18 protein-coding genes and 3 pseudogenes are annotated in these 20,345 nt (G+C 65.8%); 9 read left to right on the plus strand and 12 right to left on the minus strand.

Annotated features, from left to right (window positions below):
- The coding region (locus tag QLQ86_RS16095; protein ID WP_282817635.1) for a BCCT family transporter at window positions 1-972 on the plus strand (972 nt) is incomplete at its 5' end.
- 192 nt (window positions 973-1,164) lie between these two features.
- Here the strand turns inward: QLQ86_RS16095 and QLQ86_RS16100 are convergent.
- On the minus strand, window positions 1,165-1,515 hold the full coding sequence (locus QLQ86_RS16100) for a hypothetical protein (protein WP_282817636.1): 351 nt from the start codon (window positions 1,513-1,515) through the stop codon (window positions 1,165-1,167).
- A 125-nt stretch (window positions 1,516-1,640) separates the two neighbouring features.
- Between QLQ86_RS16100 and QLQ86_RS16105 the strand changes: the two are divergent.
- Both QLQ86_RS16105 and QLQ86_RS16110 read left to right on the plus strand, forming a co-directional pair.
- Window positions 1,641-1,808 (plus strand): annotated as a pseudogene (locus QLQ86_RS16105) (dihydrodipicolinate synthase family protein); the annotation flags it as partial.
- Window positions 1,809-1,859: 51 nt separating this feature from the next.
- Window positions 1,860-2,387, plus strand: coding sequence for a YgjV family protein (locus tag QLQ86_RS16110; RefSeq protein ID WP_282817637.1), 528 nt, complete (start codon window positions 1,860-1,862; stop codon window positions 2,385-2,387).
- Window positions 2,388-2,396: 9 nt separating this feature from the next.
- Here the strand turns inward: QLQ86_RS16110 and nfsA are convergent, their stop codons facing one another.
- On the minus strand, window positions 2,397-3,128 hold the full coding sequence (gene nfsA / locus QLQ86_RS16115) for an oxygen-insensitive NADPH nitroreductase (RefSeq protein ID WP_282817638.1): 732 nt from the start codon (window positions 3,126-3,128) through the stop codon (window positions 2,397-2,399).
- 405 nt (window positions 3,129-3,533) lie between these two features.
- On the opposite strand from nfsA, the gene QLQ86_RS16120 reads away from it, so the two are divergent.
- The 5 genes and pseudogenes from QLQ86_RS16120 to QLQ86_RS16140 all read left to right on the plus strand — a co-directional run.
- Complete coding sequence (locus tag QLQ86_RS16120; RefSeq protein WP_282817639.1) at window positions 3,534-4,676, plus strand: endonuclease/exonuclease/phosphatase family protein; 1,143 nt, start codon at window positions 3,534-3,536, stop codon at window positions 4,674-4,676.
- Between the two features lie 309 nt (window positions 4,677-4,985).
- Window positions 4,986-5,606, plus strand: a complete 621-nt coding sequence (locus QLQ86_RS16125; RefSeq protein ID WP_282736479.1) for a LemA family protein — start codon at window positions 4,986-4,988, stop codon at window positions 5,604-5,606.
- On the plus strand, window positions 5,603-6,376 hold the full coding sequence (locus QLQ86_RS16130) for a TPM domain-containing protein (protein ID WP_282817640.1): 774 nt from the start codon (window positions 5,603-5,605) through the stop codon (window positions 6,374-6,376). The genes QLQ86_RS16125 and QLQ86_RS16130 overlap by 4 nt, the downstream gene beginning before the upstream one ends.
- 62 nt (window positions 6,377-6,438) lie before the next feature.
- A complete protein-coding gene (locus QLQ86_RS16135; RefSeq protein ID WP_282736477.1) occupies window positions 6,439-7,056 on the plus strand; it encodes a TPM domain-containing protein in 618 nt (205 codons plus the stop codon).
- A 42-nt stretch (window positions 7,057-7,098) separates the two neighbouring features.
- Window positions 7,099-7,182: pseudogene (locus QLQ86_RS16140) on the plus strand (hypothetical protein); the annotation flags it as partial.
- A gap of 21 nt (window positions 7,183-7,203) precedes the next feature.
- Here QLQ86_RS16140 and QLQ86_RS16145 read toward each other — a convergent pair.
- The 10 genes and pseudogenes from QLQ86_RS16145 to QLQ86_RS16200 all read right to left on the minus strand — a co-directional run.
- Window positions 7,204-7,563, minus strand: a complete 360-nt coding sequence (locus QLQ86_RS16145) for a hypothetical protein (protein ID WP_282817641.1) — start codon at window positions 7,561-7,563, stop codon at window positions 7,204-7,206.
- Window positions 7,564-7,594: 31 nt separating this feature from the next.
- Complete coding sequence (locus QLQ86_RS16150) at window positions 7,595-7,873, minus strand: metallophosphoesterase family protein (RefSeq protein WP_326521289.1); 279 nt, start codon at window positions 7,871-7,873, stop codon at window positions 7,595-7,597.
- Between the two features lie 219 nt (window positions 7,874-8,092).
- Window positions 8,093-9,700 (minus strand): SLC13 family permease, encoded by a 1,608-nt coding sequence (locus QLQ86_RS16155; RefSeq protein WP_282736475.1) that lies wholly within the window; start codon window positions 9,698-9,700, stop codon window positions 8,093-8,095.
- Window positions 9,701-9,811: 111 nt separating this feature from the next.
- Window positions 9,812-11,908 (minus strand): dihydrolipoyl dehydrogenase, encoded by a 2,097-nt coding sequence (lpdA, locus tag QLQ86_RS16160; RefSeq protein WP_407650109.1) that lies wholly within the window; start codon window positions 11,906-11,908, stop codon window positions 9,812-9,814.
- Window positions 11,909-11,922: 14 nt separating this feature from the next.
- Window positions 11,923-13,209, minus strand: a complete 1,287-nt coding sequence (aceF, locus tag QLQ86_RS16170; RefSeq protein WP_282817642.1) for a dihydrolipoyllysine-residue acetyltransferase — start codon at window positions 13,207-13,209, stop codon at window positions 11,923-11,925.
- Between the two features lie 17 nt (window positions 13,210-13,226).
- A complete protein-coding gene (gene aceE, locus QLQ86_RS16175; RefSeq protein ID WP_282817643.1) occupies window positions 13,227-15,905 on the minus strand; it encodes a pyruvate dehydrogenase (acetyl-transferring), homodimeric type in 2,679 nt (892 codons plus the stop codon).
- Between the two features lie 36 nt (window positions 15,906-15,941).
- Window positions 15,942-18,212 carry an NADP-dependent malic enzyme gene (locus tag QLQ86_RS20125; RefSeq protein ID WP_326521290.1) on the minus strand — a complete coding sequence of 757 codons (2,271 nt, stop codon included), beginning with the start codon at window positions 18,210-18,212 and terminating at the stop codon, window positions 15,942-15,944.
- Between the two features lie 129 nt (window positions 18,213-18,341).
- Window positions 18,342-18,731, minus strand: coding sequence for a hypothetical protein (locus QLQ86_RS16190; protein ID WP_282817644.1), 390 nt, complete (start codon window positions 18,729-18,731; stop codon window positions 18,342-18,344).
- Window positions 18,732-18,941 (minus strand): hypothetical protein, encoded by a 210-nt coding sequence (locus QLQ86_RS16195; RefSeq protein WP_282736471.1) that lies wholly within the window; start codon window positions 18,939-18,941, stop codon window positions 18,732-18,734.
- Window positions 18,942-19,043: 102 nt separating this feature from the next.
- Window positions 19,044-19,205, minus strand: a pseudogene (locus tag QLQ86_RS16200) (oxygen-insensitive NADPH nitroreductase); the annotation flags it as partial.
- A 345-nt stretch (window positions 19,206-19,550) separates the two neighbouring features.
- On the opposite strand from QLQ86_RS16200, the gene QLQ86_RS16205 reads away from it, so the two are divergent.
- On the plus strand, window positions 19,551-20,318 hold the full coding sequence (locus QLQ86_RS16205) for a DUF1499 domain-containing protein (RefSeq protein WP_282817645.1): 768 nt from the start codon (window positions 19,551-19,553) through the stop codon (window positions 20,316-20,318).
- Window positions 20,319-20,345 lie beyond the last annotated feature (27 nt).

Here is a 20,345-nt window from a genome sequence, read left to right on the forward strand (position 1 = left end):
GGCTGGGCCGGCCACCTGATCGACATCACCGCGGTACTGGCGACCATCTTCGGCCTGGCCACCTCCCTGGGCTTCGGGGCCTCCCAGGCCGCCGGCGGCCTCAACTACCTGTTCGACGTCCCCAACACCCTCGGCACCCAGCTGGCGATCATCGTCGGCGTCACGGTGGTGGCGCTGTTCTCGGTATGGCGGGGCATCGACGGGGGCGTGAAGCTGTTCTCCAACATCAACATGGTGATCGCCTTCGCCCTGCTGGCCTTCGTGGTGATCACCGGCTCCACCCTGCTGTTCCTCAACGGCCTGTGGGACACCACCCTGGCCTACGCCAGCCATGTCGTGCCGCTCTCCAACTGGATCGGCCGAGACGACACCACCTGGTACCACGGCTGGACGGTGTTCTACTGGGCCTGGTGGATCTCCTGGTCGCCCTTCGTCGGCATGTTCATCGCCCGGGTCTCGCGCGGGCGCACGGTCCGCGAGTTCCTGACCGCCGTGCTGCTGGTACCGACCGTGGTCACCATCGTCTGGATGAGCGCCTTCGGCGGCACCGCCCTGGCCCAGTCCGCGGCCGGCGTCGGCGAGCTGGCCCATGGCATCAGCGACGTCTCCCTGGCGATGTTCCACATGCTCGAGCAGCTGCCGCTGACCACCCTGACCTCCAGCCTGGCGATCCTGCTGGTGCTGATCTTCTTCGTCACCTCCTCGGACTCCGGCTCGCTGGTGATCGACAGCATCACCGCCGGCGGCAAGACCGATGCCCCGCGCGGCCAGCGGGTCTTCTGGGCCACCCTGGAAGGGGTGATCGCCGGTATCCTGCTCTACGGCGGCGGCGACGCCGCACTCGGCGCCCTGCAGGCCGGCGCCGTGGCCACCGGCCTGCCTTTCTCCCTGGTCCTGATGGTGATGTGCGTGGGCCTTGTAAAGAGCCTGCGCCAGGAACATCGCGACCTGGTGCTTGCGGGCGCGACCTGACACACGGCCTTTCCCACCTTACGACGCCCCCATCCGGGGGCGTCTGCCGTGCCCCTGCAAAGACACCCAGGCTATACGTGCAGCGATCAACGGGACGGAATGAACAATGACTCCCCCCTCAAACCCGGGCCGCCAGGCGCAAGGTGCTGCCCCGACCAGGGCGCTCCTTGAGTTTCCCTCACGCCCTTCGCCTCATTGCGGTCGTTCCGCCAGCACCTGCCGGAGCTCCTGCCGATAGGCCGCCGCGTGGCCTGCCGGGTCGGCGGGAAAGCGGCCGAGCGCCACGGCCAGGTCGAAGAAGCCCTGTCGGGGCAGGTCGCCGCGGCGGCTGACCACCAGGGCGGCGATCATCGGCCGGCCAGCGGTGACGTCCTCGCGCATCAGCGCCTCCAGGGCCAGGGCGACGCGCTGGATGGTGCGCGGCGGCGCGAGGCCCAGCGCCTCGGCGGCCTGCTGGTAGGTGATCGGCAGCCGCTCGTCGGGCAGGCCCGTCAGCAGCTCGCGCAGGCGCGGTGCCAGGTCGGGGTCGGCTTGGCTTCCCATGCAATCAGCCCTCCACGGGTTGGCGGCAAGACTCCGGTGCGCAGCCCGGAGGCGTGGTGGCGAGTCTCCGCCGTGGCATACTCCCGAGCAAGTCCGCCGCCCGCCTATCGAACGAGGAGACCGCGATGCTCACCGGCCTGAGTGCCTTTCCGTTGACGCCCATGAACGAGAGCGCCATCGACGAGGCGGCATTCGTCCGACTGGTCGAGGGGCTAGCCGCTGCGGGCGAGGACTCGATCGGGGCGCTCGGCTCGACGGGGAACTATGCCTATCTCACCCGCGCCGAACCGGCGTGCTAGCATGGCGCGGTTTTCCCCATTCTCCACCTCGGCAGCGGATATCCCATGGAAGAGATCGGCCTGAGATGGCTGCTGGGCCAGGGCGTCAGCCTGGTGGCCCTGGCACTCTGCCTCGTGGCATTTGCCAGCAAGCGCGACGACAGGCTGTTCGTGCTGCTGCTGTTCGCCAACGTCGCCTTTGCCGCGCAGTTCGCGCTGTTCGAGAGCTGGGTGGCGGCCGGGATCTCGGCGCTGATCGTGCTGCGCATCGCCCTGGTGCGCCGCTTCCCGCGCCATCGCCTGCTCATGCTGGTGATGCTGTCCGCCACCCTGGCGGTGGCGGCGCTGACCTGGAGCGGCCCGCGGGACATTCCCGCCCTGGCAGCGGGCCTGCTGGGTACCTGGGGCATGTTTATGCTGAGCGGGATCGCCATGCGCGCCGCGCTGGCCGTGGCGGCGCTGTGCTGGGTGATCAGCAACCTGCTGGCCGGTTCGATCGGCGGCACCATCGCCGAGAGCCTGATCTTCCTGACCAACGTGATCACCATGCTGCGCCTGCGCCGCGATGCCCGGCTGCGCTACGTCCACGGCTGAGGCCGCGGCTCACTTCATCTCGAAGCCGCGCTTGACCAGGAATTCACGCATGTGGGGGCGCAGCTTGGTATCGAACAGCGGGGTGAGGTTCCGCGACCAGGTGGCGTCCTTGGGGCCGCCCTTCCGCGACTGGTAGTAGGCGTGCATGGTCTCGTCATAGGCCGCCACCAGTTCGCGGTCGTCGGTGTAGCCGTCCTCCTTGAGGATCGCCTCCACCGGCAGGCGCGGCTTGACGTCCGGGTCGTGGGCCGGGTAGCCGAGGCACATGCCGAACACCGGGAAGACGTGGTCCGGGATGCCCACCAGGTCGCTGATCTGCTGGGGGTTGTTGCGTATCCCGCCGATATAGCAGAGGCCCAGCCCTTCCGATTCCGCCGCGATGGCCACGTTCTGGGCCATCAGCGCGGTGTCCACGCTGGCCACCAGCAACTGCTCGGTCATGCCGCGCACCACCCGGGCACCGGTGCGCTCGGCGGCCTCGGTGGGTCGCTTCATGTCGGCACAGAACAGCAGGAAGGCGCCGCAGGTGGCCACGTAGGACTGGCCGCCGGCCAGCTCGGCGATCGCCTCGCGGTTCGCCGGATTCTTCACGTGGATGACGCTGTAGGCCTGGACGTGGCTGGAGGTGGCTGCAGCCTGGCCGGCCTCGATCAGCGTCTCCATCAGCTCGCGGGAGACCGGCTGGTCGGTGAACTTGCGGATCGAGCGATGGGACTTGAGCAGTTCGATGGTGGGATTCATGGGACCTCGTTGCAGGGTGTCGGACAGCGTCGCCAAGGCGCGCGGCGGCCATCGGGTAACGGCACATTCTCCATCACTCGGCGAGGCTTTGCATCGCCCAGCGGCCATAGCGTCAGCAGTGAGATGGCAGGAGCAATGGGGGGCATGGCAACACCGTCCCTGATGCGTCCGGCGCTGCACTGGGTCATTGAGACCCCCGCCTGTTGCCCGACACGAGATGGTTTATAGTGATTACGCGGTTGCTTCGGCGTGTCGGGGGTTGCGGCACGCTGGTCATCGAGACGGCAAGAACAAGCAGCAGGACCGGGTACGGGTCTGCTCGAATCGGAAGGAAATCTGCGGCAGTTGAAGCAGGTAAGACCGGGACTACGTCGGTCGCCGGTGTCGCCTGATTGATGAGGTGCCATGGCTGCAACGCTTCTTCTCTGGACTATCCGAGTGCTGGCACTGCTGATGCTGGCGGTAAGCTTGCTGCCGATGATTCCCAGCGGTCAGTGGTGGATACAGTTGTGGGAGTTCCCGCGGCTTCAGTTGAGTGTGGCGGTGATCGTGCCACTGGCGCTGCTGGCAGTTCACGCATGGTGGAATCGGCCACGCACTGAGCATGCCGTGTGGTTGGCAGTGATCCTCGCGACGGGGGCATGGCAGCTGTCGCATATCCTGCCGTTCACGCCTGTCTGGCCGACCGAGGTCCCCACCGCCGAGACTCAACCCGGCGGAGACCGGACGGCCCTGACAGTCCTGACGGCGAATGTCACCTACACCAACGACCACTTCGACGAGCTGGTGGCACTGGTCCAGCGTGAGGATCCCGACCTTCTGCTGCTGATCGAGGTCGATCGCGCCTGGGCCGAGGGGATGGCGCCGCTGGATGAGCATTATGCGCATCGGGTCGGGGAGGTTCGTGGCGAGGGGCTGGGCATCATGCTCTGGTCGCGGTTCCCCTTGCTGGAGCAGGAGATCAAGCATCTGATCTCTGATCGTCGGCCATCGATCTTCGTGACCCTGGATGTGCCGGATATCGGGCCGGTACGCTACATCGGCACCCACCCCGTCCCGCCAGGGCTGCAGGACCAGATCAGCCACAACGACGAGACGAGCGAGCGTCGCGACAGCCGGGTCCGCGATGCTGAGCTGATGCTCGTTGCCCGCCACGTTCAAGAGGACTCGGACAATCGCTGGATCGTCACCGGCGACTTCAATGACGTCGCATGGTCCGACACCACCCGCCTGTTCGCTGACCTGAGCGACCTGAAGGACCCTCGCCGTGGCCGACGGCTGCTGAGCTCCTATCCCGCGGAGCGGCCATTTTTGCGATACCCGATCGACCACCTGTTCGTCTCAGACGGTTTCCACCTGATCGGCCTCGACCGGGTAAGGGTCTCCGGCTCCGACCATTTCGCCGTCACCGCGACCCTGGCCGTCGCGCACAAGGACCATGCGAAGCCGGAGGCCTCTGTGGAGGAGGAGCAGAAGGCCCAGGAGATGGTCGAGGAAGGTGCCGAAGATGCCGCCGAGCACGATGTCAGCTCGTCTCAGGCGGATTGAAGAAGGCCGGAAGCAAAGGGGACGACGCCCTGGTTGCGACCGGAAATCGTGTCGACCGACAACACCGGGTCAGAGACGTAAGTGCCGCTACTGCGGTCAACGCCGACGGTGCACACGTCAGGAACCGCTTGGGACGAACCGTTGCATATTCGCACGCCGCCGTTCTTCGCCCCCTTGTTGCCCCCAAGGGCGGCACGGGCCGTCCTTGTTCGCTACCGAACAAAGTGTCTCCATGCATCGCTTCCTTCGTCTCAACCTGAGCTGTACCTTGGAGATCATCGAATCGCAATCACAGGGATGAACGCCCCCATGCTGACGAGACACACCGCGCTTCCCGACCCTCGCGTCTGGCGATTGGCCCTCGTGCTGATCATGGCGTTGCTGTTGACGGGCTGCGGCGTCAACAACATCCCCACCTATGACGAGCAGGTGAAGTCGGCCTGGGGCCAGGTGGAGAACCAGTATCAGCGCCGGGCAGACCTGGTGCCCAACCTGGTCGAGACGGTCAAGGGGTTTGCCCGTCAGGAGCAGGAGACCCTGACCGCCGTGGTCGAGGCGCGGGCCAAGGCCACCTCCATCCAGATCGATGCCGAGTCGCTGGACGACCCGGAAAAGATGCGCCAGTTCGAGCAGGCCCAGCAGCAGCTCACCGGAGCACTGAGCCGCCTGATGGCGGTGTCCGAGCGCTACCCCGACCTGAAGTCGAACCAGAACTTCCTGACCCTGCAATCGCAGCTCGAGGGCACCGAGAACCGCATCGCCGTGGCACGACGCGACTTCATCACCGCGGTCGAGCGCTACAACACCGAGATCCGCACCTTCCCCGGTCGCCTGTGGCACAGCATCCTCTACAGCGACATGCCGCTTCGCGAGACCTTCGAGGCCACGACCGAGAACGCGGACCAGGCCCCCCAGGTGGAGTTTGAATGATCGATCTTCTGCGCATTCCACTACTGGCGTTACTGATGACGGGGGCCCTGGGTCTTCAGGCACAGGACGTCCATGCCCAGGAACCTGAAGGACAGGAACTCGACTTTCCCGAACTGACCAGTCGCGTGGTGGACCAGGCCGAGCTGCTGGATCAGGCCACCGAATCACGCTTGAGCGAGCGGCTCGCGGCCCACGAGGAGGCCACCACCGAGCAACTGGTGGTGGCGACCCTGCCGGACCTGCAGGGCGTCACCATCGAGGAGTATGGCTATCAGCTGGGGCGCCACTGGGGCATCGGGCAGGAAGAGGAGGACAACGGCGCCCTGCTGATCGTCGCGCCGAATGAGCGCAAGGTGCGCATCGAGGTCGGCTATGGCCTCGAGGGTCGACTGACCGACGCCCAGTCCTCGGTGATCATCAACCAGACCCTGACGCCGGCCTTCCGCGAGGGCGACTACGCCCGCGGCATCACCGAGGGCGTGGAGGCGATGATCCAGGTGCTGGGCGGCGAGCCCATGGACACCAGCGCCACCTCCAGCGCCCCGGCCGGAGAGCAGGGGCCCAAGGGACCGGCATCGATTCTCTTCTTCGTGATGTTCGTGATCGTCATGACCCTGGTACGGGGCGGTCGCAGCGGCCTGCTGGCCGGCATGCTGCTGGGCGGTGCGCTTGGCGGCAGGTCGCGCGGTGGCGGCGGCTTCGGCGGCGGGGGTGGTTTCGGCGGTGGCGGCGGCGGCTTCGGTGGCGGCGGCGCGTCCGGTGGCTGGTAACCCGGCCTTCCGGCCGGTGGCGACACCGACATGACAATCAGGATTCGGAGATCACGACCCCCATGGCCTTATTGAGTGAAGACGAGCAACGCCAGGTAGCCGAGGCGATTCATCGGGTCGAACGCGATACCGATGCCGAGCTGGTCACCGTGCTGGCACCGCGGGCGGACAACTATGCCTATATCCCGCTGCTCTGGGCAGGGCTCCTGGCGCTGGTGGTGCCCGGTGCGATCAATTACTTTCCCGGCTGGTGGACGGCCTGGGAGCTGACGCTGGTGCAGTGGGCGACCTTCATCGTGCTGGGACTGGTGTTCCGCCTTCCCACCGTCACCACCCGGCTGATCCCGCGATCGATTCGCCATTGGCGGGCGGCCAACCTCGCCCGGCGGCAGTTCCTGGAACAGGACCTGCACCACACCGAGGGGGGAACGGGGATGCTAATCTTCGTCTCCGAAGCCGAGCGCTATGTGGAAATCCTGGTCGATCGGGGCATCTCGGCGCGTATCAGCGACGAGACCTGGCAATCCATCGTGGCGGCGTTCACCCGACAGGTGAAAGCCGGCGAGACCCTGCGGGGGTTCCTGGAGTGCATCGAGGCCTGCGGCGAACACCTCAAGGAAGAGGTACCGGCCACCCACGAGCGCAATGAACTGCCCAATCACCTGATCGTGCTGGATTGACCCTCTTCTGCCGATTTTCCGGGGCATGACGAGCGCTCGGCGTCGCGGCTTGGCGCCAGCGACGTGAGCACCAAGGCGGCACGCATCCAGGCCCTTGTGGAGGACCTGGCGCAGAGGCTGGAGTAAAGGGCTGGAAAGCGAAGGCACTCAGCCGGCCGTTGTCCCACGCAGCGCCACCGCCTCGCGGTACTCGGCCCGATAGGCCTCGGCGTGGCGCTGCGGCTCGACGGGAAAGCGACCCAGCGGGACGGCCCGGTCGAAGAAGCCCTGGCGCGGCAGGTCCCCGCGGCGGCTGACCACCAGGGCGGCGATCATCGGGCGACCAGCCGCCGCGTCCTCCTCCATCAGGGTCTCGAGCGCCCCGGCAACCCGCCGGATGGTGCCCGGCGGGGCCAAGCCGAGCGCCTCGGCCAGCTGCTGGTAGGTGAACGGCAGGCGATCCTCGGGCAGGCCCTCGAGCAGCTCTCGCAGGCGCGGGGCCAGTTCGGTTTCTTCGGTCAGGCTCATTCTCTCCAGGTCCCTGTTTCATCAGCCGCTTTCACAGCGGCAGGTGCAGCCGCCAGCCGCTGACCACCAGGTCGCGGGTGTGGGGCAGCCGCTCGGCCCAGGGTGCGGTGTCGATGTTGCCACGCACCGCCTCCACCGGGGCCAGCTCGCCTAGCCACTCGGGGATGGCGGCATCCTCGTCGCGGCTGCCCACGTCGCCCAGGTGCAGGATCAACCCGCAGCCTTCGAGCATGATCAACGCCTCGGGGCGCAGCAGCCCGTGGGTATCGCTGATGACGCCGATCGGCCGCTCGGTGTCGATTGGCTGCATACCCGTCTCCTCACTCGTTGCCCTTCGGCGGCAAGCCCTGCAGGGCCACTCGATAACGGGTACTGCGACCGCCGCCCGGCAGCGCCGAAGCGCTGCCAGAAACCGGCCTTGGCCAGCGCCCGGTCGGCAATCGCCTCCTTCTCGAGAGCGAATCACCCCATGGACAAGATCGGCCTGAGATGGCTGCTGGGCCAGAGCGTCAGGCCGAAAGCCGTTGGGTCAGAACTGCAGCCCGAGCGCGAAGCCGCCGATCATGTAGCAGAAGAGGGTGATCAAGGCGATCCCGATGATGTTGAGGACGATGCCTCCGCGTGCCATTTGGCCGATGGTGACCGCGCCGGTGCCGAAGACGATGGCGTTCGGGGGCGTGCCGACCGGCAACATGAAGGCGCAGGTCGCGGCGAAGGCTGCCGGGATCAGCAGCGTCATCGGGTCGGCGCCGATGCCGACCGCCACCCCCCCGAGCACGGGGATGAAGGTCGCGGCCGTGGCCGTGTTGCTAGTGACCTCGGTGAGAAAGAGCACGATGGTAGTGATGGCGGCGACCAGCAGCAGGATCGGCAGCACCTGCAACCCGGTAATCTGCTGACCAAACCAGCTGTCGAGGCCGGTTCCCGCGACCGCGCCGGCGAGACTCAGGCCGCCGCCGAACAGCAGCAATACGCCCCAGGGCAGCCCGTCCTCGGCATCCTGCCAGTTCAGCACCGCCTCGCTGCGACCTCGCGCGGGGAGGATGAACATCGCGATACCGGCGGCGATGGCGATGGCGGTGTCGTCGAGGTCGCCAAGCGGTCCCAGTCGCTCACCCACCCCGGGGAGAGTGGCGAGCAGTCCTGGCACGACCCACAGGAACGCCGCCGAGCCGAAGACGATCATCACCATCTTCTCGCCCTGACTGAGCGGGCCGAGCTTGTGGATCTCGCCGTCGATCATTTCCTTGCCGCCGGGAATATCCGCGATATCGAAGCGGTAGAGTACACGGGTCATCAGCACCCAGCCCACCAGGATAAAGGTGAAGGCCAGCGGCACGCCGAGCATCATCCACTCGAGGAAGCCGATGGTGCGACCCAGCTCGTCGGCCGCGTAGCCGGCGACGATGGCGTTCGGCGGGCTACCGAGCAGGGTGCCGAGGCCGCCCATGCTCGCCGACCAGGCGATCGCCAGGAGCAGGCAGACACCGAACCGCTTGATGTTGTCGTCGAAGATGAAGTCCACATGGCCGGCCCGGTGGTGGTCGTGCGCGTGCCCTGCGGGGTCATGGCCGGGGGAGACGGTTTCCAAGGACTCGCCGCTGCGCTCCGCCACCAGACGCAGCACGGACAGCCCGATCGGCAGCATCATCAGCGTCGTCGCGGTGTTCGAGACCCACATCGACAGGAAGCCCGTGGCGAGCATCATGCCAAGCACGATCCGTTTGGGCTCGACCCCGACCCGAGCGAGCGTCAACAGCGCGATGCGGCGATGCAGGTTCCATTTCTCCATCGCGATGGCGATCAGGAAGCCGCCGAGGAACAGAAACACGATGGAGCTGGCGTAGGGCGCCGTGGCCTCGCCGACGGTCCGCGCCGTCAGCATCGGAATCAGCACGATCGGCAACAGGGCCGTGGCCGAGAGCGGGATCGCCTCGGTCATCCACCAGATTGCCATCAGGGTGGCAATCGTCGCGACCCAGCGCGCGTCCGACGACAGCCCTTCGGCCTGGCCCATGGCGAGCCAGACCAGCAGCGCCATGAACAATCCGAAGGCGCGCAGGCCCCATGTCATCCTGGCGGATCGACCGCCGGTTGTTTCGTCATATCCTTCCGGCTGGCGAGGTTGTTCGGTCATTTTTATGTCCTCCCCCATTGTTTGCATTCATGTTCAGTCGTTCCAGGGTTAACGGCTGAGGTTGGGTAGACGCGTGAGTGCGGCGGCATCAGCAGCCCGATGGAAGCCCCCCTATCGTTTCTTCTGCGGCGGCAGATCGGTACACACGCCTTCGAACAGTTCGGCGGCCATGCCGACCGATTCGCCCAGGGTCGGATGCGGGTGGATGGTCTTGCCGATGTCGACCGGGTCGCAGCCCATCTCGACGGCCAGACACAGTTCGCTGATCAGATCCCCCGCTTGGGTACCGACGATGGCGCCGCCGATGATGCGATGAGTCTCCTCGTCGAACAGCAACTTGGTGAAGCCCTCGTCGCGGCCGTTGGCGATCGCCCGACCGCTGGCCGCCCAGGGGAAAACCGCCTTGCCGTACTTGATGCCTTCGGCCTTGCATTCGGTCTCGGTCTTGCCGGCCCAGGCGACTTCCGGGTCGGTGTAGGCCACCGAGGGAATCTGGCGGGCATCGAAGACGCTCTTCTGTCCGGCGGCGGCCTCGGCGGCAACATGGGCCTCGTGAACCGCCTTGTGAGCCAGCATCGGCTGGCCGATGATGTCGCCGATAGCGAAGATATGCCCGACGTTGGTGCGCAGCTGCTTGTCGACATTGATGAAGCCGCGCTCGTCGACCGCCACCCCGGCGTTGTCGGCGCCGATCTTGTGGCCGTTGGGGCTGCGCCCCACCGATTGCAGGATCATGTCGTAGGTCTGCGGTTCGGCCGGGGCGTTGTCGCCCTCGAAGCTGACCTTGAGGCCGTTCTTCTGGGACTTCACGGCGGTGGTCCGGGTCTTGAGCATCACCTTGTCGAAGCGCGGCGTATTGACCTTCTCCCAGACCTTGACCAGATCGCGGTCGGCACCGGTCATCAGCCCGTCGAGCATTTCGACCACGTCGATGCGGGTGCCCAGGGTAGAGTAGACCGTGGCCATCTCCAGGCCGATGATGCCGCCGCCGATGACCAGCATGCGCTTGGGGATGGAGGTCAATTCCAGCGCGCCGGTGGAATCGACCACCCGCGGGTCGTCGGGAATGAAGGGCAGTTTTACCGACTGCGAACCGGCGGCGATGATGCACGTGTCGAATTTCACTACCTGCTTCTCGCCGGTCGGCTCCTGGCCGTCGCCGCTGGTCGAGGCGACTTCCAGGTGATGCGGGTCGAGGAAGGTCCCGACCCCGCGCACGACGTCGACCTTGCGTGCCTTGGCCATGCCGGCCAGCCCACCGGTGAGCTTGCCGACGACCTTTTCCTTCCAGCCGCGCAGCTTGTCGAGATCGATTTTCGGCTTGCCGAAGGCGATGCCGTGATCGGCCATGGCAGTGGCCGCGTCGGTGACCGCCGCGACATGCAGCAGCGCCTTGGAGGGGATACAGCCGACATTCAGGCAGACCCCGCCGAGGGTGGCATAGCGCTCCACCAGCACGGTCTTCATCCCCAGATCGGCGGCCCGGAAGGCGGCCGAGTAGCCGCCCGGGCCGGCACCCAGCACCAGCATCTCGCACTCGATGTCGGCCCCGCCGGTATGGGTGGCCGCCTGGGGGGCGGGCGCAGCGGCCCGCTCTCCCGATCCCTGTGCCGGTTGGGAGGCGGGAGATTTTCCCTCCGCTTCCAGCATCAGGATCGCCGAGCCTTGCGAGACCTTGTCGCCGACCGACACCAGCACGTCGGAGACCTTGCCAGCCTTGGGCGCGGGCACGTCCATCGAGGCCTTGTCGGATTCCACGGTGATCAGCGGATCCTCGGCACGGATGGTATCGCCCGCGCGCACCAAGACTTCGATGACCGGGACATCGCTGAAATCGCCGATGTCCGGTACCCGAACCTCTTCCAGGCTGCTGCCGCCATAACCCCCGCCGGCATCGCCGGGCGCCGCCGTGGCAGAACCTTCTCCATGCACCGCCGGATGAGGGTCGTGGTCCGCCACTCGGGGGCCGGTCTCGGCCGGTTCCAGCATCATGATGGTCGAGCCTTCGGAGACCTTGTCGCCGGTCTTGACCTTGAGCTCTCCGACCGTGCCCGACACCGGGGACGGCACATCCATGGAGGCCTTGTCGGTCTCCAGGGTGATCAGCGGGGACTCGATGTCGATCGCATCGCCCGGCTCGACCAGCACTTCGATGACCTCGACATCCTTGAAGTCACCGATGTCGGGAACCTTGATTTCGATTGCCATGGTGTCGTTTCCCCTTACATCACGATGCGCCGCATATCGGCGAGCAGGTTGGCGAAATGGACGTTGAAACGGGCCGCGGCGGCGCCATCGATCACCCGGTGGTCCCAGGACAGCGACAGGGGCAGCATGAAGCGCCAGGCCGATTGCTTGCCGTCCGGCGAGACCTGTTTCCAGTAGGAGCGACACACGCCCATGATGGCCACCTCGGGGGCGTTGATGATGGGCGTGAAGTAGATCCCGCCGATCCCGCCCAGCGAGGAAATGGTGAAACAGCCACCCTGCATCTGATCGGGCTTGAGCTTGCCGTCGCGGGCCAGCTTGGCCAGCGCCCCCATTTCCTGGGCGATCTCGGCCACACCTTTCTGGTCTGCATCGCGGATCACCGGTACCACCAGGCCGTTGGGCGTGTCGGCGGCGAACCCGATATGGTAGTACTGCTTGAGTATCAGATTGTCGCCGTCCAGCGAGGCATTGAACTCGGGGAACTGCTTCAAGGACGCGACCGCGGCCTTGATCATGAACGCCAGCATGCTGACCTTGATGCCCGCCTTCTCGTTTTCCTTGTTGAACTGCACCCGGAAGGCTTCCAGGTCGGTGATGTCGGCCTCGTCGTGGTTGGTAACGTGGGGAATCCTCACCCAGTTGCGATGCAGATTGGCGCCGGAGATCTTCTTGATGCGCGACAGCGGCTTGGTTTCCACCGGACCGAACTTGCTGAAGTCGACCTTGGGCCAGGGCAGCAGATCCATGCCTTCTCCTCCGCCGGACGAGGACGCAGCCGCCGGCTGCGTCGCCGGTGTGCCGCCCTTGGCGAAGTTCTGGATGTCCTCCTGGGTGACTCGACCCTTGAGACCGGTCGGCGGCACTCGGTTCAGGTCCACTTCCAGTTCGCGGGCTATGCGGCGAGCCGAAGGGCTGGCGTGAACCCGGCTGAAATCGGCAATCTGGCCGGTCGGCGGTGCGCTCGAGGGTGTAGTAGAAGGTGCGGCTGAGGGAGCCGCCGCCGGCGGCGGTTTCTGCCCTTCTTCCCCGGCGGGAGCCGCGGCCTTTACTCCCGCTCCCGCCGCGCTCTCCAGCAGCAATATCGAGCTGCCCTCGGAAACCGAGTCACCGACCTTGACCTTGACCTCCTTGACAGTGCCGGCCTTAGGCGCGGGCACATCCATTGAGGCCTTGTCGGACTCCACGGTGATCAGCGGGTCCTCGACCTGGACGCTGTCACCGGCCTGAACGTGGATTTCGATGATCGGGACATCGGTGAAGTCGCCGATGTCCGGTACCTTGATTTCTTGGATGGCCACTGTTCTTCTCCTCCGGCTCAGGCGTACAGGGGGTTAGGCTTTTCGGGGTCGATGCCGTATTTGGCGATGGCGTCCCGGACCTTGCCGCTCTTGAGCTTGCCCTCCTCGACCAGGGCCTGCAGCGCGGTCACGGTGACGTAATGACGATCCACCTCGAAGTGGCTGCGCAGGGCCTGACGGCTGTCGGAACGGCCGAAGCCATCGGTGCCCAACACCTCGTAACGCCGCGGCACAAAGGGCCGAATCTGTTCGGCGAACATGCGTATGTAGTCCGTGGAGGCGATGACCGGGCCTTCGGTGCCTTCCAGGCACTGCTCGACGTGGCTCTTGCGCGGTTTCTTCCCGGGATGCAGCCGGTTCCAGCGCTTGACGGCGTGGCCATCGCGGGCCAGTTCATTGAAGCTCGGGCAACTCCAGACATCCGCCGCCACGCCCCAGTCGTCGCGTAGCAGGTCCACCGCGGCAATCACCTCGTTGAGGATGCTGCCGCAGCCCAGCAGCTGTACACGCGGGCTCTTGCTCTTGCCCTTGCCTTCCTCGGCCTTGCTGAACGAATACATGCCCTTGATGATGGCGTCTTCGGCACCTTCGGGCAGCGCCGGATGATGGTAGTTCTCGTTCAGCGTGGTGATATAGTAGAAGACGTTCTCCTGGTCCTCGTACATGCGCTTGATGCCATCGCGCACGATCACCGCCACCTCGTAGTGGAAAGTGGGGTCATAGGCCATGCAGTTGGGAATGAACTGGGCGAACAGCTGGCTGTGGCCATCCTGGTGCTGCAAGCCCTCGCCGTTCAGGGTAGTGCGCCCCGAGGTACCGCCGATCAGGAAACCGCGTGCCAGCATGTCGCCGGCCGCCCAGGCCAGGTCGCCGATGCGCTGGAAGCCAAACATGGAGTAGTAGACGTAGAACGGGATCATGGTGACCCCGTGGTTGCTGTACGAGGTGGCCACGGCGATCCACGACGACATGGCCCCGTCCTCGTTGATGCCCTCCTGCAGGATCTGGCCTTTCTGGTCCTCCCGGTAGGGCATGATCTCCTCGGCATCCATGGGCACGTACTTCTGCCCTTCGGGAGCGTAGATACCGATCTGTCGGAACATGCCCTCCATGCCGAAGGTGCGCGACTCGTCGGCGACGATCGGGGTCAGCCGCGGCCCCAGGGTCTTGTCCCGGGCCAGGGACACCATGATGCGCACCATGGCCATGGTGGTGGACATGGTACGTTCACCGGTGTCCGCCAGTACCTGCTTGAACATGTCCAAAGGCGGGGCCTTGAGCACATCGCCGTTGAGCCGGCGCTGAGGCAGGTAGCCGCCCAGCGCCTTGCGCTGCTCGTGCAGGAACTGCATCTCGGCGCTGTCCTCGGGGGGCTTGAAGAATTCCGCCTTGGTGACCTGTTCGTCACTGAAGGGCAGGTCAAAGCGCTGGTGAAAGTGCCTGAGGTGATCCTCGCCCAGTTTCTTCTTCTGGTGGGTGATATTCTGGCCCTCACCGCCCTCGCCCATGCCATAGCCCTTGACGGTCTTCATCAGCAGCACCGAGGGCTTGTCCTTGGTGTTGACCGCCGCGTGATAGGCCGCGTAAACCTTCTGCGGGTCGTGGCCACCGCGAATCAGCTTGTAGTAGATGTCGTCGTCCGACATGTGGGCGACCATTTCCTTGAGCTCCGGATACTTGCCGAAGAAGTGCTCGCGGATGTAGCCGCCGCCCTTGACCTTGAAGTTCTGATACTCGCCGTCGACACACTCCTCCATGCGCTTGCGCAACAATCCCTTGGTGTCCTTGGCCAGCAGTTCGTCCCAGCCCGACCCCCACAGGCACTTGATGACGTTCCACCCCGCACCCCGGAAGTTGCCTTCCAGTTCCTGGACGATCTTGCTGTTGCCGCGCACCGGGCCGTCCAGACGCTGCAAGTTGCAGTTGATCACGAAGATCAGATTGTCCAGTTTCTCCCGATTGGCCAGGGCGATGGCGCCCTGGGATTGTGGCTCGTCCATCTCGCCGTCGCCCAGAAACGCCCAGACCTTGCGTCCCTCGGTATCGGCAAGCCCCCGGTGCTGGAGGTACTTCATGAAGCGTGCCTGATAGATGGCCATGATTGGCGCCAGCCCCATGGACACGGTGGAGACTTGCCAGAAGTCCGGCATCAGGTAAGGGTGGGGGTAGGAGGAGAGCCCCTTGCCATCCACTTCCAGGCGGAAGTTCTCCAGCTGCTCCTCGGTGAGCCGTCCCTCCAGAAACGCCCGCGCGTAGATACCCGGCGCGCAATGGCCCTGAACGTAGATGATGTCGCCCCCGTGGCTGTCGCTGGGGGCATGCCAGAAATGGTTGAAGCCCACCTCGTACATCACCGCTGAGGACGCGTAGCTGGCGATATGTCCCCCGGGTTCGGCGGGTTTCTTGTTGGCGCGCACCACCATGGCCATGGCGTTCCAGCGCAGATAGGCGGTCAGCCGCTGCAGCAAGGCCTCGTCGCCGGGCAGCTTGGGCTCCTTGTGGGGCGGTATGGTGTTTACATAGGGCGTGCGGGTCGTGTCCGGCGCCTCGGCACCGGTCCGATAGGCTTCTTCCACTGCCTTGTGCAGCAGATAGGTGGCCCGCTCGGCGCCCACCCGCTCCACCACCACGTCGACGGCTTCCTGCCACTCCCGGGTTTCCTGTGGATCGAAGTCGTTGTAGTTTTCGAAGGCCATGGAGCGTCTCCCTTGGTTGGGTCGGAATTGTTGTAGTTATCGATCGGCCTGTGCCTCGACCACGGCGAAGGCACTCATGTTGGCGATCCCCCGTGCGGTGACCGTGCGGTTGAGCACATGAACCGGCTTGGCGGCCCCCAGCAGGATGGGCCCCACGGACACGCCGTTACCAAGTACCTTCAGGGCGGTAAAGGCGATGTTGGCCGCGTCCAGATTGGGCATGATCAACAGATTGGCCTCGCCGTCGAGCAGCGAATCGGGCAGGATGCGCCCGCGCACGCCCGTGGATAGCGCCGAGTCAGCTTGCATTTCGCCGTCCACCACCAGATCCGGCGCGCGTTCCCGGATCAGTGCCAGTGCCTGGCGCATCTTCCCGGCACTGTCGAAGTCGGAACTGCCGAAATTGGAGTGGGAGACCAGGGCAGCCCGGGGCGTGATGCCGAAGCGGCGAACCTGCTCCGCGGCCAGCAGGGTGATCTCGGCGATCTGACCGGCATCGGGATCGTAATTGACGAAGGGATCGGCAATGAACAGGGTGGCCCGTTCGAGGATCAGCAGTTGCAGGGCGGCAGGCGTGCTGACGCCCTCGCGCAGGCCGATGACGTCCAGCACCAAGTCCAGGTGCTCGTGGTAGGTGCCCACCGGACCGGCGATCATGGCGTCCACCTCGCCCCGGCGCAGCAGCAGCGAGGCCAGGATGGTGGCCCGGCTCCTTACTCGCTTTTCGGCGGCCTCCGGCTGTACACCACGCCGTCCCATCAGCTTGTGGTACTCGCTGGCCAGTTCGGGGTAGCCGGGATAGTCCTGCGCGTCGATCAGCTCGAAATCGACGCCGGGCTTCACCGGCAGGCCCAATTCCTCGATGCGGGCCTCGATGACCGCACGGCGGCCGATCAGCACGGGTTTGGCATAGTGCTGACTGACGCAGACCTCCATGGCGCGGAGGACGCGCTCGTCCTCGCCTTCGGCGTACAGCAAGCGGAGTGGATTCTGTCCAGCCCGCTCGAACACCGGCTCCATCACATTGCCGGAGCGGTAGACCAGTTTTGACAGCGAGCGGGCATACGCCTCCAGGTCGGCGATGGGTCGAGCCGCCACACCGCTGTCCATGGCGGCCTTGGCCACCGCCGGCGGGATGGTGTCGATCAGGCGCGGGTCGAAGGGTTTGGGCAGAATGTACTCCGGGCCGAAGCTCAGCGCCTGTCCGCCATAGGCCACCGCCACCGTTTCCGGCACCGTGGTGGTCGCCATGTCGGCGATGGCCTTGACGGTGGCCAGTTTCATCTCCTCGTTGATGGTGGTGGCGCCGCAGTCCAGGGCGCCCCGAAAGATGAACGGGAAGCACAGGACGTTGTTGACCTGGTTGGGGTAATCCGAGCGCCCGGTGGCGATCACCGCATCCGGACGTACCGCCTTGGCGTCCTCCGGCATGATTTCCGGGATGGGGTTGGCCATGGCCAGGATCAATGGGCGATCGGCCATGGTCGCCACCATCTCCGGTTTGAGCGCGCCCCCGGCCGAGAGACCGAAGAACACGTCGGCCCCGTTGACGGCATCGGCCAGGGTGCGGGCCTCGGTCCGTGCCGCGTATCGCGCCTTGTAGGGATCGAGGTCCTCGGTACGGTCGGTGTGGATCACGCCACTGCGGTCGCAGACCAGGATGTTGTCCTTGCGTACCCCCAGGGACACCGCCAGGTCCAGACAGGCCAGGGCCGCGGAGCCCGCGCCGTTGCAGACCAGGCGGATATCGCCGAGCTCCTTGCCCACCACCCGCAGGCCATTGAGCAGGGCGGCCGCCGAGACGATGGCGGTACCGTGCTGGTCGTCGTGGAAGACCGGGATCTTCATCCGCTCGCGCAGGCGCCGCTCGATCTCGAAGCATTCCGGTGCCTTGATGTCTTCCAGATTGATGCCGCCGAAGGTGGCCTCCAGACCGGCGATGATCTCGATCAGCTTGTCCGGGTCGCGCTCCTCGATCTCGATGTCGAACACGTCCACGTCGGCGAACTTCTTGAACAGGACGGCCTTGCCTTCCATGACCGGCTTGGAGGCCAGGGCGCCGATGGCACCCAGCCCCAGCACCGCCGTGCCATTGCTGACCACGGCAACCAGGTTGCCGCGGGCGGTGTACTCGGCCGCCTGCAAGGGGTCACGTTCGATCTCCTCGCAGGCCGCGGCCACCCCGGGCGAATAGGCCAGCGACAGATCCCGCTGGCTGGCCATGGGCTTGATCGCCTGGATCGCCAGCTTGCCGGGGCGGGGGAATCGATGGTACTGCAAGGCGCTGTCGCGCAAATCGTCTGCCATGTGCTTTACCTCACTCGCTTTTACTAGCGGCGACAGCGGCGTCGATACCGCTTTGCCACCGGCCGGGGCGTCGGGGCAACTGGGCGGCTCCGGACAGAAACCCGGCGCGGCACCGCCCACTGCCGGTGATCAGAACTGCAGCCCGAACGCAAAGCCGCCGAGCATGTAGCAGAAGAGGGTGATCAAGGCGATCCCGAGGACGTTGAGAATGACGCCGCCGCGCGCCATCCGGGCGATGTTGACCGCGCCGGTGTCGAAGACGATGGCGTTCGGGGCATGCCGACCGGTAGCATTGCCGAGGCCGCCCATGCTCGCCGGCCAGGCGATCGCGATAAGCAAGCAGACACCGAACCGCTTGATGTTGTCGTCGAAGATGAAGTCAACGTGGCAGGCCTGGTGATGGTCATGGCCGGGCGTGGTGGTTTTCACGGATTCGCCGCTGCGCTCCGCCACCAAGCGGAGCACGGAGAGCCCGATCGGCAACAGGGCCGTGGCCGAGAGCGGGATCGCCTCGATCATCTACCAGATCGCCATCAGGGTGGCGATCGTTACGACCCAGCGCGCGTCCGACGACAGTCCCTCGGCGAAACTCATGGCGATCCATACCACCAACGCCACGATCAACCCGAAGGCGCGCAGGCCCCACGTCATCCTGGCAGATCGACCGACTGGCTCTTGCTCCACGTACGACTCTTCGGACTCTCCCGGTTGGCGATTCTGTTCGACCATCAGAATGCCTCCGCCCGTTGTTTGTACTCATGCTAGTCGATTTATCGCAACGCGCCGCAAACGCCTTTAGTACGAGCGACAGCCTTATCTTCTATGCTGTTATCACTTCATCTCGAAGCCGCGCTTGATCAGGAAGTCGCGCATATGCGGGCGTAGCTTGGTGTCGAAGAGCGGCTGGAGGTTGTGTGACCAGTCGGTGTTCTTGTTGCCGCCACTGCGCGCCTGGTAGTAGGCCTGCATGGCCGCGTCGAAGGCCTCGACCTGCTAGTCATTGAGCTTGCAAATCGAGCGCTGGGACTTGAGCAGATCGATGGTGGGATTCATGGCGTCTCTTGGGTCGTTGCCAGGGTCGGCCGGCCCGAACGACGGGGTCCAGTGTCCGGCGAGTTTAGCTAGCCAGCTTACTCTCTTTCAGGGTTTCCTTTCTCGGCCAAGGCCCTGGAGACGTCGTGCCGATACGTTGCCGCGTGCCGGAGCGGGCCAGGCGGGCGCTCGCTGGCGGGACCCCGCCGTGGCATGTTGGCGGCCAGCTGCGCCCGGCGCAGGAGAGGGGTCTCTCCTGGCCGAGGGCCTCTATTCGCCATGGGCAGAAAGATGCGAGGAACCGGCATGACGCGTGACCACATGACATCGGGACATCGAGGCACGGGACTGGCCTTCAAGGTGGCACTGGCCGGGGGCATCCTGGCCATCCTGGCGGCGCTCTCCATGGCCGGCGCGGGGCCGGCCTATCGCGCCGGGCTGCTCGCGCTGGGGGACGCCTTCAGCATGCTGCGCTACGGCGCCTTCGTCGCCCTCGGCGCCGCCGGGCTGGGTGTGGTGGGGTTGGTCATGGCCGCCTTCACCCGCCGCGCTCTGCCGGCGCTGCTCGGTGGGCTGGTGATCCTGGCCGGCCTGGTGCTGGTCGCGGTGCCCTGGATGCAGCTGCAGCAGGCCCAGGCGGTGCCGCCCATCCACGACATCACCACCGACCTGCAGGACCCGCCGGCCTTCGAGGCCCTGGTCGCGGCCCGGAAGGCCGCGCCCAATGCCGTGGACTACCCCGGCGAGGCGACCGCCCGCCAGCAGCGCGAGGCCTACCCGGACATCCAGCCGCTGGTGCTCGACGCTCCCCTCCCCGAGGTGCTGGCCGCCGCCGAGGCCGCGGCCCGCGACGCCGGTTGGGAGATTGCCGCGGTGGGCGACGCCAGGCTGGAGGCCACCGATACCACCACCTGGTTCGGCTTCAAGGACGACGTGGTGGTCCGCCTGACCGAGACGCCGGACGGGGTCCGGGTCGACATGCGCTCCGCCTCGCGGCTCGGCACCAGCGACGTGGGCACCAACGCGGCGCGTATCCGGGCCTTCCTGTCAGACCTGGAGCAACGCCTGGAGTAAGGGGCAATGGTCAGGTCAGCCGGCCGC

Source organism: Halomonas rhizosphaerae (assembly GCF_030012485.1).
Lineage (GTDB): Bacteria > Pseudomonadota > Gammaproteobacteria > Pseudomonadales > Halomonadaceae > Halomonas > Halomonas rhizosphaerae.

What these genes read in the sequence shown, in the direction of transcription:
- QLQ86_RS16190 (WP_282817644.1), bottom strand. Translation starts at nt 18,731, where the DNA reads ATGATCGAGGCGATCCCGCTCTCGGCCACGGCCCTGTTGCCGATCGGG.
- QLQ86_RS16125 (WP_282736479.1), top strand. Translation starts at nt 4,986, where the DNA reads ATGCTGACGAGACACACCGCGCTTCCCGACCCTCGCGTCTGGCGATTG.
- QLQ86_RS16150 (WP_326521289.1), bottom strand. Translation starts at nt 7,873, where the DNA reads ATGCAGCCAATCGACACCGAGCGGCCGATCGGCGTCATCAGCGATACC.
- aceE (WP_282817643.1), bottom strand. Translation starts at nt 15,905, where the DNA reads ATGGCCTTCGAAAACTACAACGACTTCGATCCACAGGAAACCCGGGAG.
- nfsA (WP_282817638.1), bottom strand. Translation starts at nt 3,128, where the DNA reads ATGAATCCCACCATCGAACTGCTCAAGTCCCATCGCTCGATCCGCAAG.
- lpdA (WP_407650109.1), bottom strand. Translation starts at nt 11,908, where the DNA reads ATGGCAATCGAAATCAAGGTTCCCGACATCGGTGACTTCAAGGATGTC.
- QLQ86_RS20125 (WP_326521290.1), bottom strand. Translation starts at nt 18,212, where the DNA reads ATGGCAGACGATTTGCGCGACAGCGCCTTGCAGTACCATCGATTCCCC.
- QLQ86_RS16195 (WP_282736471.1), bottom strand. Translation starts at nt 18,941, where the DNA reads ATGGTCGAACAGAATCGCCAACCGGGAGAGTCCGAAGAGTCGTACGTG.
- QLQ86_RS16155 (WP_282736475.1), bottom strand. Translation starts at nt 9,700, where the DNA reads ATGACCGAACAACCTCGCCAGCCGGAAGGATATGACGAAACAACCGGC.
- QLQ86_RS16120 (WP_282817639.1), top strand. Translation starts at nt 3,534, where the DNA reads ATGGCTGCAACGCTTCTTCTCTGGACTATCCGAGTGCTGGCACTGCTG.
- QLQ86_RS16100 (WP_282817636.1), bottom strand. Translation starts at nt 1,515, where the DNA reads ATGGGAAGCCAAGCCGACCCCGACCTGGCACCGCGCCTGCGCGAGCTG.
- QLQ86_RS16145 (WP_282817641.1), bottom strand. Translation starts at nt 7,563, where the DNA reads ATGAGCCTGACCGAAGAAACCGAACTGGCCCCGCGCCTGCGAGAGCTG.
- QLQ86_RS16205 (WP_282817645.1), top strand. Translation starts at nt 19,551, where the DNA reads ATGACGCGTGACCACATGACATCGGGACATCGAGGCACGGGACTGGCC.
- QLQ86_RS16110 (WP_282817637.1), top strand. Translation starts at nt 1,860, where the DNA reads ATGGAAGAGATCGGCCTGAGATGGCTGCTGGGCCAGGGCGTCAGCCTG.
- QLQ86_RS16135 (WP_282736477.1), top strand. Translation starts at nt 6,439, where the DNA reads ATGGCCTTATTGAGTGAAGACGAGCAACGCCAGGTAGCCGAGGCGATT.
- QLQ86_RS16130 (WP_282817640.1), top strand. Translation starts at nt 5,603, where the DNA reads ATGATCGATCTTCTGCGCATTCCACTACTGGCGTTACTGATGACGGGG.